The following is a 13,255-nucleotide window of genomic DNA, read 5'->3' as shown; positions in this document are numbered from 1 at the left end:
TTTCATTCCTCTACCTTTACAAGCTAAACTTTTTGCGTATGGTTTTAAAGGTCAAATGGATAGATTTCAAAAGTCAAATCGACGAATACATAATTGAGGGCGAAGCTCTGGTCGAAAAGTATAAGTCCTCAAGAACTGAAAATGATTTAGAAAGCCTAAAGGAAGAAAAGCAACGATGGGAAAACGAGGTTATAGACTATGTAAAAACTTCCTTTGAACCTGAACACACAAACTTTAGATATGAATTCAAAGCCCAAAGAGGTTATAATACTGGCTTCAAATTAGGTATTGACCAAAGGATTAAAAACATAATTCAAGCCCTAAAAGATGAAATCAATGGTCTTGACTACTACTTGAAAATGCTATTCATTTCCGATGCAATAATAAGAGCTGAAGAAATTAATTTAGAAGAACGCAAGAATCTTGACACCGAAGGTAGGCTCGACCTCATTCTTAGCAAACTCTATGAGCTTTATGATGACAGATTATATCATTCTATCAAATGGATTCTGGAAGGCAATGGTATAAAGTTGAACAATCACGGCGAAGATTGGGATTATGCCAAAATGCTTGAAAACAGAAATCTTATTGATACTATTACTACAAAAGATACAGGCGCCAGACTTACGCTGGAAGGAAAGTATGCAATAGAACAGTCAAGAAAAGCGCAAGTTACAGACTACACGAAAATTAGTAGTTCTGATGAAGAGTTAAAAGCACTTATTGAGGGTGTTCTAAAAGAAGTCGAAAAATTGGGAATTGGCCAGCAAATCATTTTTGATGAATTTGATGAGCTACGAGATGATATTCCCAAGCTAAGTAAGAAATCTTTCGGGCAATTGTTAAAGTCAAAACTCGGGGATTTAATTGCTGCAAGGGCTTTAAACAAAACACTTGCCAGCGAGATATTCAAGCAATTTACCGACCAAATATTGCCATTCTAATTTATGAAAATACTGGCGAGACTCAAAAAAACAATTAGGACTTTCATTCAAAAAGAACCACCGCCTGAATACGAGGTTACACAATTTGTTATTTCAGATAGACAACCTATTACAGGTGCATCAAAAATTTCATTTTTTGTGAATAATCCTCAGCCTGGTGCAAGCGTGACCAGAACCTTTGAAAATGAAGACGATGTTATTAATTGGTTGATGAGCAATGCCGATTTTAAACATATACTTTTCAAAAATCTATTTTCATCATCCTCTGTCATCCATCATTGTGGCGTGAAAGAACCAATAACAGAACCTAAAAAGAAACCTGGCGACATTGACATCCTTCTTTACAAAGAAGGCAATGAAAGCAATGCAGTTGGCATAGAATGTAAAATAGTAAAATCAGAATCCTTAGAAAATCAACCGCCAAAAATCAACAAGATTACAAGCGTTCAGAAAAAAGGGACAAAGCAAGCAGATGGTTACATAAACATAGGTTTTAGTAGGGTCTTTCTTATGGTCATATTGCTGGACGATGGCAGACACTATAATAATCCAAATTTCGTCTTTAGAACAACACCAACTGAAGAATTGAAAGAACTGTATGATTTCGACTGGAACACAAAAATGAATACGGAAGTTGGAATAATCTATGCCTATGTCAATCAACTTACATCAAACCATATTAACCAGACGAAAGGTCTGGGTTTAAGGATTGAACGAGAAGCCAAAGAAAGAATTCAATGTGATGGTTTAACTGAGAAAATTAAAAATCTTAATTACTAAGTATTAGTTGAAGAAAGTAGGAATTTGCAGAATCTGCGGTAAGTATGCAAAATTGACGTTCGAGCACGTTCCGCCACAAAGTGCCTTCAATTCTAACCCTGTATTCTTTCAAAAGTCCGTCCATCTTCACGACAAAAAAAGTTTTCTATACGGTAAAAAAATTCGAAGTAATCAAGGTGCAGGTGGATATTACTTATGCAAATCTTGTAACAATCTCACAGGTAGTTACTATGGGGACAGCTACAAGAAATTCGCCTATATGGGAATGATGGCGCTGACACATAGAATTTTGGCATCAAAAGATATTACTTTTGAATATGCCTTACAGCCACTAAACATTCTCAAACAGATTTTAGCAATGTTTATGGCGATAGATACAAGCGACCAACTTTTAAATTTAGAAGGGCTTGCGGATTTTATTTTGGATAAGGATTCAAGGGCGCTTCCAGATAGCTTGAGAGTATTTGTTTACCACACCATTACAAAACAAGTTAGAAATGGCTGGGGAATGGCAAGAACCGAAAAAGGGTTTCATCATCTTGGTGAAATTACCTTCCCACCATTTGGTGTTGTTTATGCTTTAGATTCTGAACCCACACGAAACGATTTTTACGAAATAACAGATTTCAAAAATTTTAATTTTAATCAAACCGTTCAAGCGAGATTATCAATTCCTTTTCTTACACCTAAAACATATATTCCTGGACTGTACAATTAAATATTTAAGATATGGCAAAAAACGAACCCATCAAACAACACTATATACCACGTTCCTACCTAAAAAAATTTGGTGTCGAAGCCAAAAAGGGCAACTATTTAGTAGATGCTTATAGACTTGAAGACGATTTGCTACTTGAAAAGATTAGCACGAAAAGTATCTGTTTCAAAAAAAATCTTTACACAATTCCGAATGCTGAAGTTGATAGGAAATACGATTTAGAACACCATTACGCCGAACACGTAGATTCAGAATTTCCCAAAATATATAGACTACTTGTTGATGAAAGTGTGAAAATATTGACCCCTGAGCAAAAGAAACAGGTATTATACGTATGTCTATCTCTTTACTTTAGAACACCAAGATTTCTTAATCATCAAAATGCCTTTACTGACCAAATTTTAGATAGAATGCTACTGTATGCAGACGAAAATGGCGAGGTGAAATTTACGTTTGAAGAAGAAAGACACGAGTTCAATATAAAGGATATAGATAAAGTTAGACAAGAATTTAAAGAGCGAAACAGGATTAAATTCTTGGTGCAGCACTTAGAGAAATGGAAAGAGTTTGTGGACTCTAAATATGATTGCACGATAAATGTCCATCGAATTAATGATAAAGATGCACCATTGATTACCTGCGATAATCCAGTATCTATACGTGGTATAAAATCAACGCGATTCGAAGGCCTTTTCAATCCTGACTCAGTAATAACTTTACCGTTAGATACTCAATATTATTTGGAAATCTTTCCGAACAGCATTGCTGATGGTCAAACTATAATTCATAGAATGGTTCACGATAGGGATTATGTGTTTACGACCAACGCTATCATTCAGAGTAATGCTGAGAAGTTGATAATTGGAAAGCCAGGAACAATAGAAAAACATTTCGAAATTCAATCAAGTTATGAAGAATCTGAAAATGGCGAACAATTTGTTGAAAAGGCAAAATTTAAGTTAGAGGAACTTCAAAAGTTTCATCAAATTTGTGAAAAGACGGGATTAACTTCGACTGAAACAATTGGTCAGCTTAAAAAGATGCTTAACCATAAATATTTCAAAGATGAAGACCAACTCATTAAGATGAAAAGGCTTTTAATTGCAACTGGACATTGGAAATAATTGTTGTCTATAAACTTAATGAGAAAATTAAATTTCTGTTAATCCCAATAGAAACTGTTAAATTTTTGTAATTTTGCAACGATGAAACAGGTTTTCCATAAAATATTATCCATTTCGATGGCCTTTGTAGTGATGTTCTCTACTATGTCATTTACTGTGGATATGCATTATTGTGGGGACAATTTGGTCGATTTCAGTTTATTCTCAAAAGCTGAAGGTTGCGGAATGGAAAAAGCGCAACCTACCAAAACTTGTGAGAATCCTAAAATGACTGAGAAATCTTGTTGTACTGACCAACAAATTGTAAAGGAAGGCAAAGACGACCTTAAAATATCTTTTGACACACTTTCTTTCGAGCAGCAAACGTTCATCGCTGCTTTTACATATTCTTATATAAACCTATTTGAAGGAACCGAATCTGAAGAAGTTCCTTTTGAAGATTACCCGCGACCCTTTGTCAAACGGGATGTGCAAGTGATGTACCAGACTTTCTTAATTTGATTTGTTAGATTTTTTGAATGAAGCCCAATAGCTATGCTGTAGTGGGCTAAAAACTCGTGTTTGCCATATTCTGCAACACGTAATTCCAATTATCTAATACATCAAATGTTATGCTGAATAAGAGCATTAAATTTCTCATAGAAAACAAACTTGTTGCCGTTCTACTATTCGCCCTATTTGTGGGTTGGGGCGTGGTCAACGCACCCTTTAATTGGGAAACGGGCTTTTTACCTACAGACCCAGTTGCCGTTGATGCCATACCTGATATTGGCGAGAACCAGCAAATTGTTTTTACCAAGTGGCAAGGGCGTTCGCCACAGGACATTGAAGACCAAATCACATATCCTCTTACCACTTCGCTTCTCGGTATTCCAGGTGTGAAAACCATTCGTAGTTCGTCTATGTTTGGATTTTCAAGCATCTATATCATTTTTGAAGAAGACATCGAGTTCTACTGGTCACGCAGTCGCATACTTGAAAAACTGAACTCACTTCCTGCAAACCTTTTGCCCGATGGTGTCAATCCCTCTCTTGGGCCAGATGCCACAGGTCTGGGACAGATATTTTGGTATACGCTGGAAGGTCGCGACAAAGAGGGTAACGTGACTGGTGGATGGGATTTACAGGAATTGCGTAGTATACAGGATTACTATGTGAAGTACGGATTATCGTCTGCAAGTGGTGTTTCTGAAGTGGCTTCCATAGGTGGTTATGTTCAGGAATATCAAGTGGATATCGACCCAGAAAAAATGCGTCAATACAACGTGAGTATGGGCGATGTGGTCAAGGCCGTTAAGCAGAGCAATCAAGACATAGGCGCACAAACCCTCGAAATCAATCAAGCGGAATATCTCGTGCGCGGATTGGGTTACGTCAAGTCCATCACAGATATTGAAAGTGCCGTAGTAGATTCTGAAAACTTTACGTCTATCCGCATCAAAGATGTGGCGAACGTCCATTTGGGTCCAGCTACCAGGCGTGGAATTCTCGACAAGGAAGGTGCCGAAGTCGTAGGTGGTGTCGTAGTCGCTCGCTACGGTGCAAATCCGTTGGAAGTCATCAATAATGTCAAGGCTCAAATTGCTGAAATAAGCTCTGGACTTCCCACAAAAACATTGGCAGATGGTCGCACTTCGCAAGTAACCATCGTGCCGTTTTACGACCGTACTGAACTCATTCAAGAAACGTTAGGCACGCTTAACGAAGCGCTGACTTTAGAAATTTTGATTACCATTTTGGTCATTATCATAATGGTCTTTAATCTGCGTGCATCCCTCCTTATTTCAGGATTGTTACCCGTGGCGGTTTTGATGGTTTTTATCACGATGAAGCTCTTTAATGTTGATGCCAATATCGTCGCCCTTTCAGGTATTGCCATTGCCATAGGAACGATGGTGGACGTAGGTGTGATACTCGCCGAAAATATGATTAGGCACTTGGAAGATGAAAAGCTTCGACTTAATGAAAATGGTAAGGAATACACCACAAACGAAATCATCTACAACGCAACCGCCGAAGTTTCTGGTGCTATATTAACAGCTGTACTAACGACCATTATCAGTTTCCTACCCGTATTCACAATGATTGGTGCCGAAGGAAAACTATTCCGTCCGCTTGCCTTTACCAAAACAATGGCACTCACAGCATCGCTTATCATTGCACTATTTCTCATTCCACCCATTGCGGCATTCCTTTTCCGTAAGACGAATTTGCAGGAACGTACACAGTACGCCATCAATGGTTTACTCGTTTTGTTAGGAATTCTCGCCATCGTTTACGGCTTTTGGCTGGGGCTTATTCTTATCGCTTTTGCTGCAACATCATTTTTTAGGATGCGTGGTACGCTTTCGCGAAAGCGTAAAAACCTGCTTGACATTATCATTTCATCTGTTGCCATCGTAGTTTTATTAGCAGAATACTGGCGACCATTGGGCTTTGACCGAAGCATCGTGATGAACCTGATATTTGTTTCCATCATCTGTTTTGGGCTGCTCGGTGTGTTCTCGATTTTCAGGATATACTATGAACGTATTTTGAAATGGGCACTTCAGAACCGATATCTGTTCTTAATCATTCCTGCTACGGTGCTCACGCTGGGTATCCTTATAATGCGCAACACAGGCAAGGAATTTATGCCAGCGCTCAATGAAGGTTCATTCCTGTTGATGCCTACTTCCCTGCCTCACGCAGGTGTTGAAGAAAACAAGCGAGTCTTACAACAGCTCGATATGGCGGTGGCAAGCATCCCTGAAATCGAAACTGTAGTAGGAAAAGCTGGTAGAACAGAAAGTGCTCTTGACCCAGCACCACTCTCGATGTATGAGAATGTCATTCAGTATAAATCGGAATATATGCGAAATAGTTCTGGCGAGCGACAGCGGTACAAGGTCAATGAGGATGGATTATTTGTACTGAAGAATGACAAGTTCATCATCAACCCAAACAATGAGATAGATGATAATGTCAACTATGCCGAAGCATCGTTCAAGACTACCGTTACACGCGAAGATTTGATTGAAGATGAAGATGGCGAGTACTACCGAAACTGGCGACCAGAAATCGAAAGTTCTGATGATATTTGGAACGAGATAGTTCGAGTAACCAAATTACCAGGCGTGACATCTGCACCTAAGTTGCAACCCATCGAAACTCGACTGGTAATGCTACAAACGGGAATGCGTGCGCCTATGGGCATCAAGGTAAAAGGTCCCGATTTAAAGTCCATTGAAAACTTTGGACTACAACTGGAAGACATATTGAAACAAGCCGAAGGCGTTAAGGAACAAGCTGTTTTTGCAGACCGTATCGTGGGCAAGCCGTATTTGCTTATAGATATAAAACGAGACCAATTGGCTCGATATGGCGTGTCCATTATGGACGTGCAGGAAATCCTTCAAGTGGCCGTGGGCGGTATGCCACTAACGCAAACCGTGGAAGGTCGTGAGCGTTATGCCGTTCGAGTTCGCTATCCACGAGAATTGCGGGCAAATCCAGACGACTTGCGTAATATCTATATTCCTGTTGAAAAAGGAAGTCCCGTACCGCTGGGCGAATTGGTTGAAATTCGATACGAGCAAGGTCCACAAGTTATTAAGAGCGAAGACACTTTTCTTATTGGCTACGTGCTGTTTGACAAACTCGACGGCTTTGCCGAAGTAGATGTGGTAGAAAATGCCCAAGCCTTGATTCAACAAAATATTGATAACGGTTCGCTGGTCGTACCACAAGGTGTTAGCTATCGCTTTACGGGTACTTATGAAAATCAGTTGCGGGCAGAGAAAACCTTATCGGTTGTCGTACCACTCTGTTTGCTGGTTATTTTCTTGATTTTGTATTTCCAGTTCAGGTCGGTTTCTACATCGCTTATGGTGTTTACCGCCATTGCCGTAGCCTTTGCAGGTGGTTTCATAATGATTTGGTTGTATGGGCAAGATTGGTTTTTCAACTTCAGCTTTTTCGGCGAAAATCTGCGGGACTTGTTCAATATGAAAACCATCAATTTAAGTGTGGCCGTTTGGGTAGGTTTTATCGCCCTTTTCGGTATTGCTACGGATGATGGTGTGGTAATGGCCACCTATTTAGACCAATCTTTCAAAAGCAACGAACCAGACAACAAAAAAGGCATTCGTCTCGCCACTTTGGAAGCCGCAGGTAAACGTATTCGTCCGTGTTTGATGACTACCGTAACCACGGTTTTGGCATTACTACCAGTACTTACATCTACAGGAAAAGGAAGCGACATAATGATACCAATGGCGATACCCATTTTTGGCGGAATGATAATCGATGTTACGTCCTATTTTTTGTTGCCAGTTCTATATAGCTGGAAAAAGGAATACCAACTTAAAAGAGCAAACAAATGAAAAAATTGAAATATATACTCGTGTTCTTGTTTGTTACTGCTTTCGCGAAAGCGCAACAATTACAGTCCTACATTCAGGAAGCTGAAGCTAATAATCCAGAAATTCAAGCCTTTGAATTGCGATACAACATCGCCGAAGAAAAGGTAAACGAAGCCAACTGGATTCCAAATACTGAAGTGAGTGCCGGTTATTTTGTGAGCGAGCCAGAAACCAGAGTGGGCGCACAACGTGCACGAATTGGTGTAAAACAGATGTTGCCGTGGTTTGGCACCATAACCACTCGTGAAAATTATGCCACCGCAATGGCAGATGCCGAATATGTGGAAATCACGATTGCAAAGCGCAAGCTCGCACTTTCGGTCGCACAATCCTATTATAGCCTGTATTCTATACGTGCCAAGCAAGCTGTGCTGGATGAAAATATACAGCTATTGCAAACCTATGAGCAACTTGCACTCACGTCTGTAGAAGTAGGTAAAGCGAGTGCCGTAGATGTGTTGCGACTTCAAATACGGCAAAATGAGTTACAGCAACAAAAGGAAGTTTTGGAAGAAGAATTTACGGCAGAACAAACAGCTTTTAACAATTTGCTCAACCGTGAATCAATGATGACTGTTGACGTAGTTCCAGAAATGGAAATTCCGCAGGAAGACCCTTTTTATGACAATGAAGCGCTGGCGCTCAATCCTGAACTGCTCAAATACGATAAACTTTATGAATCTGTGGCACAATCTGAACTACTCAACCAGCGTGAAAGCTTACCTATGATTGGTTTTGGTGTGGATTACTTGCCCGTAACCGAACGTAGCGATGTTAACTTCAGCGATAATGGGAAAGATGTATTGATGCCAATGGTGTCGATTTCTATACCCATTTTCAATAACCGCTACAAATCCATTTCAAAACAAAATGAACTGCGACAGCAAGAAATAGAGACCCAAAGGGAACAGCGATTGAATGTGCTGGAATCCGCTTTCGCGAAAGCGCAATCACAACGCAACCAAGCTCGCATTGCTTACTACACACAAGAACGCAATCTAAAACAAGCCCAAGATGCCGAAGAAATTCTGGTAAAAAATTATGAAACTGGCACTATCGATTTTAACGATGTGCTGGACATTCAGGAATTGCAGTTGAAGTTTCAGATGAATCAAATCGAGTCGGTGCAAATGTACTATGTACAATCGGCCATTATTAACTATCTAATCAATTAATTATGGTCAAGGATTTTTACATAAAAAATATGGTTTGTGATAGATGTATCAAGGTGCTCAAATCTGAAATTGAATTGCAGGGCATTGAACTAAAAGAAATTGAATTGGGACGTGTAAAACTTGACATCAAGAACGACGATGAGCGATATGCTACTAAGGAAATTCTGAGTAATAACGGCTTCGCAATTATCGATTCTGCTGAGGATACACTAACTGAGCAGGTGAAAATTATTCTTATAAAAATGATGGAAAATCTACCCATCCAACTAAGCGACAAATTATCTAAGCACCTATCAGAAAAATTACATCAAGACTATTCAAAAATCAGTAAGGTATTCTCATTCACACAAGGAAATACCATTGAAAAATACTTCATTAAACTGAAAATCGAAAAGGTCAAGGAACTCATACAAACACAGGAAAAGAATTTTACCGAGATAAGTCAACTATTGGATTATAGCCATATCAATCATTTAAGTGGCCAGTTCAAAAACGAAACGGGAATGAGCCTGACCGAGTATAAATCACAACAGAAAAACTTTAGGAATTCATTGGACAAAATTATATAGATAACAACCAAGATTATGACACAAGCTATTGATTAACAGCGGTAATTTTATCCAAATAAAATTAAGAACTATGAAATATAAAATCACATTACTTCTAACAATGCTCATCACTTTTGGCGCAAAAGCACAATTTGTATCGAATGAGACAGAAGAAAATGTTGACAATTGGCCAGAACGGGTCTATGATTTGACTATTGGTTACGAAACAGTCAACTATACCGGAAAAGACGTTAAAGCTATGGTCATTAATGGCGGTATTCCCGGACCAAATCTTGAATTTAATGAAGGGGAATTTGCCATCATCAACGTAACAAATAAGATGGATAAGGAAACCTCGGTACATTGGCACGGCTTAATTCTTCCCAACTTTTACGACGGCGTACCCTACCTGACGACACCACCCATAAAACCTGGCGAGACACAACAATATAAGTTCGCCCTAAAGCAATCGGGTACCTACTGGTATCATTCACACACAGGACTTCAAGAACAACGTGGTGTTTATGGCTCAATTCAAATCAACCCGAAAGAAACGGAATTAGAATATGACAAGGATTTAGTGCTCGTACTATCCGATTGGATGGACGAAAATCCAAAATCCCAACTCAGAAATTTGAAGCGTGGCAATGAATGGTATCTCATCAAGAAAAATCAGATACAAAGTTGGGACAAGGTTATTGCCAAAGGTGCCACGGGTGCTAAGCTGAAAATGATGTGGCAACGTATGCCGGATATGGCCATACTTGACAATTATTACGACCTCTTTTTTATAAATGGACAAGCAGAAGGTCAATACCCAGAGTTTGAACCTGGGGAAAAAGTCCGTGTCCGCTTTGTAAATGCCGCTGCTGCCTCTTATTTCTGGCTCACGTTTGGGGGCGACGACCCGCTGTTGGTTTCATCTGATGGTCTGGATGTAGTTCCCGTCAGGAAAAACAAAACCCTTATCGGCGTAGCCGAAACCTATGACTTCATTGTTACCATTCCCAATAGCGGGAAATTGGAAATACGAGCCACTTCACAAGATGGTTCCGGACAGGCTTCCGCTTTTTTAGGAACTGGCGAAGTATTGAAAGCACCAGATGTGCCAAAACCTGACCTCATTAAGCAAATGCAGGAAATGATGGCTATGGATATGAAAATGGGTGCCCCTGCTGCCAAGATAAATCCATCAAAAAATGATTCCATTAAGAAGATGAAAAAATACGCTATGAAGATGGATGGAATGCAAAAAGATAAGGATTCCACGAAAATGATGCACGACGATATGGCTCATCAGGATATGAAAATGAAAGACGATAAGATGCAAATGGATGGTGGAATGAAAATGGGTTATATGATTCCACAGGACAAAGTCATTGGCAACAATATGAAAACGGGTGGTAATCCAGAGTTCAATTATCACTACCTGAAAGCACCTGAAAATACAGAGTTTGATGATGATAAACCTATTAGGGAAATGCTCTTCAACCTTACGGGAAATATGAATCGTTATGTATGGTCAATCAATGGTGTACCGCTTTCCGAGACCGATAAAATCAAAATCAATCAAGGTGAAGTCGTCCGTATTACATTGAACAATATGACAATGATGCACCACCCTATGCACCTGCACGGTCACTTTTTCCGGGTATTGAACGAAAATGGCAAACGAAGTCCGTTGAAACACACGGTCAATGTCGCACCTATGCAGAAAGTAGTCATCGAATTTGATGCCGTTGAGTACGGTGATTGGTTCTTCCATTGCCACGTTCTTTATCACATTAACAGCGGAATGGCGCGAGTATTCAGTTATGACACCCCTCGTGATGAGCGATTAAAAGGTTATCCATTGTCCAACCTGACCACCGAAGCAGACCATATTTGGACTTGGGGCGAAGTTACCGGTGCAAGTCATATGACGGAACTGCTTTATACGGCCACTAATATTCGGAATCAATTTACCCTACGTGGCGAGTACGGTTGGAATGAGAATCTGGAAGCCGAATTTACGTATGAGCGTTGGCTCAATAGCTACTTCAGGGTATTTGGTGGTGTAAATGTTGAAAACGAGGGTAAAGATAGTCTTGATGAGATTTCCACAACGGGTGTTGTTGGTGTGAGGTATTTACTGCCGTTACTTATTGATTCCGATTTGAGAATTGACAATAAACTTAGACCCACAATTTCTTTCGCTACGGCAACTATGATTTTCAGAAATGTAGCCCTCTATGGCGAATATGAATACCAAATGGATTTTGGTTGGGTCAACGATTTAGAACAGGGAACTGATTTTGAGGAAGAGACGACTTGGCAAGTAGGCCTTGAATATGTGCTGAGTAGAGATTTTTCTCTTATGGGAAGCTACGACAATCGCTTTGGTTGGGGTGGTGGACTTTCATTAAGATTTTAGAACAATTATTAACTTAAATAAATAACAAAAATGAAAACAGTAAAAAGAACAATAGGAACAATGGCGCTTGCTGCCACAATGATGCTTACGGTTTCCTGCAAAGAAGGAAACAAAAATGAACCTGCTACACCTATGAGCAACGAAATGCATCAAGAGTCTATGGATGACAAAGACGATATGGAAATGAATGAAAACAAAGGTGCAAAAGCAGTTCTACAAGACTATTTTAAACTAAAAGATGCACTTGTCGAAACAAATAATGACAAGGCAAAACAACTGGGCACCACGCTTGCAAGTGCTTTGGGTAGTTTTGATGCATCCAGCTATTCAGATAGTGAGCAACAGGAACTCAAGGATATTATGGAAGACGCAATTGAACACGCAGAACACATTTCAGAAAGTGATATGGCACACCAGCGTGAGCACTTTAAGATATTGAGCAAGGATCTGACCGATATGGTTGCCATTACCGGAACTGAGATGAAGATATACGAGCAATTCTGCCCTATGTATAATAATAATGAGGGTGGTGCTTGGCTTAGTATGAACGAGGAAATTAGAAACCCCTATTTCGGTGACAAAATGTTGAAATGCGGTAAAGTACAGCGAGAAATCAACTAATTGAAGTTTTTAAAAATCATAGCGTGGCTTGCCCTTGTGGCATTGATAGTGATTCAGTCCTTTCCAATAATCCTGAACGAGAGCGATACTGTACCGCAAAGTGATTTTATGGTCGAAAATCAAGTACCTGCAACGATAAAAAATCGGTTGCAGATTTCTTGCTACGATTGCCACAGTAATAATACAGATTACCCGTGGTATAGTAAGATACAGCCTGCGGCTTGGTATCTGAAAGACCACATACAAGAAGGTAAGGACGAACTTAATTTTAATGAATGGGCAACATTTTCAGACCGGCGAAAGAACAGTAAACTTCGGTCTATCATAAGCCAAATTGAAGAAGATAAAATGCCTTTGGATTTTTATACACTCATTCACAGGGATGCAATTCTTTCAGATGAAGATAAGAGGATGATAATAGATTATATGACAGCGTTAAAAGACAGTTTGGAATAAAGTCCTGGTATGGGAAGGGCAAGTTGATGGTTGGTTAGTTAGTAGCTCTTCCCTTGTCAGGCACAATAAAACA

At 39.6% G+C, this 13,255-nt stretch carries 11 protein-coding genes; all 11 read left to right on the top strand.

Going from position 1 to position 13,255, the window contains the following annotated elements; genetic code table 11:
- Positions 1-38: 38 nt before the first annotated feature.
- The 11 genes from DFQ03_RS03705 to DFQ03_RS03655 all read left to right on the top strand — a co-directional run bounded on the left by DFQ03_RS03705 (position 39) and on the right by DFQ03_RS03655 (position 13,182).
- Positions 39-944 (top strand): hypothetical protein, encoded by a 906-nt coding sequence (locus tag DFQ03_RS03705; protein WP_133671661.1) that lies wholly within the window; start codon positions 39-41, stop codon positions 942-944.
- 3 nt (positions 945-947) lie between these two features.
- A complete protein-coding gene (locus DFQ03_RS03700; protein WP_133671660.1) occupies positions 948-1,724 on the top strand; it encodes a hypothetical protein in 777 nt (258 codons plus the stop codon).
- A gap of 7 nt (positions 1,725-1,731) precedes the next feature.
- Positions 1,732-2,442: a hypothetical protein gene (locus DFQ03_RS03695; RefSeq protein ID WP_133642508.1), complete on the top strand. Its 711-nt coding sequence runs from the start codon at positions 1,732-1,734 to the stop codon at positions 2,440-2,442.
- 11 nt (positions 2,443-2,453) lie between these two features.
- A complete protein-coding gene (locus DFQ03_RS03690; protein ID WP_133671659.1) occupies positions 2,454-3,566 on the top strand; it encodes a DUF4238 domain-containing protein in 1,113 nt (370 codons plus the stop codon).
- Between the two features lie 81 nt (positions 3,567-3,647).
- Positions 3,648-4,067 carry an HYC_CC_PP family protein gene (locus tag DFQ03_RS03685; protein WP_133671658.1) on the top strand — a complete coding sequence of 140 codons (420 nt, stop codon included), beginning with the start codon at positions 3,648-3,650 and terminating at the stop codon, positions 4,065-4,067.
- Between the two features lie 110 nt (positions 4,068-4,177).
- Positions 4,178-7,930, top strand: coding sequence for an efflux RND transporter permease subunit (locus DFQ03_RS03680; RefSeq protein WP_133671657.1), 3,753 nt, complete (start codon positions 4,178-4,180; stop codon positions 7,928-7,930).
- On the top strand, positions 7,927-9,144 hold the full coding sequence (locus DFQ03_RS03675; protein ID WP_133671656.1) for a TolC family protein: 1,218 nt from the start codon (positions 7,927-7,929) through the stop codon (positions 9,142-9,144). The genes DFQ03_RS03680 and DFQ03_RS03675 overlap by 4 nt, the downstream gene beginning before the upstream one ends.
- A 2-nt stretch (positions 9,145-9,146) precedes the next feature.
- Positions 9,147-9,713: a helix-turn-helix domain-containing protein gene (locus DFQ03_RS03670; protein WP_133671655.1), complete on the top strand. Its 567-nt coding sequence runs from the start codon at positions 9,147-9,149 to the stop codon at positions 9,711-9,713.
- Between the two features lie 70 nt (positions 9,714-9,783).
- Positions 9,784-12,105, top strand: a complete 2,322-nt coding sequence (locus tag DFQ03_RS03665) for a multicopper oxidase domain-containing protein (protein ID WP_133671654.1) — start codon at positions 9,784-9,786, stop codon at positions 12,103-12,105.
- A 30-nt stretch (positions 12,106-12,135) separates the two neighbouring features.
- The gene (locus DFQ03_RS03660) at positions 12,136-12,726 is read left to right on the top strand and encodes a DUF3347 domain-containing protein (protein ID WP_133671653.1); all 591 of its coding nucleotides are present in this window, start codon (positions 12,136-12,138) and stop codon (positions 12,724-12,726) included.
- Positions 12,727-13,182, top strand: a complete 456-nt coding sequence (locus DFQ03_RS03655; RefSeq protein ID WP_133671652.1) for a heme-binding domain-containing protein — start codon at positions 12,727-12,729, stop codon at positions 13,180-13,182.
- Positions 13,183-13,255: the final 73 nt, after the last annotated feature.

Origin of the sequence: Maribacter caenipelagi (assembly GCF_004364175.1) — a bacterium.
Classification (GTDB): Bacteria; Bacteroidota; Bacteroidia; order Flavobacteriales; family Flavobacteriaceae; genus Maribacter; species Maribacter caenipelagi.
Note: the sequence above shows the minus strand (reverse complement) of the source record. Positions and strands in the feature narration are given on the sequence as shown.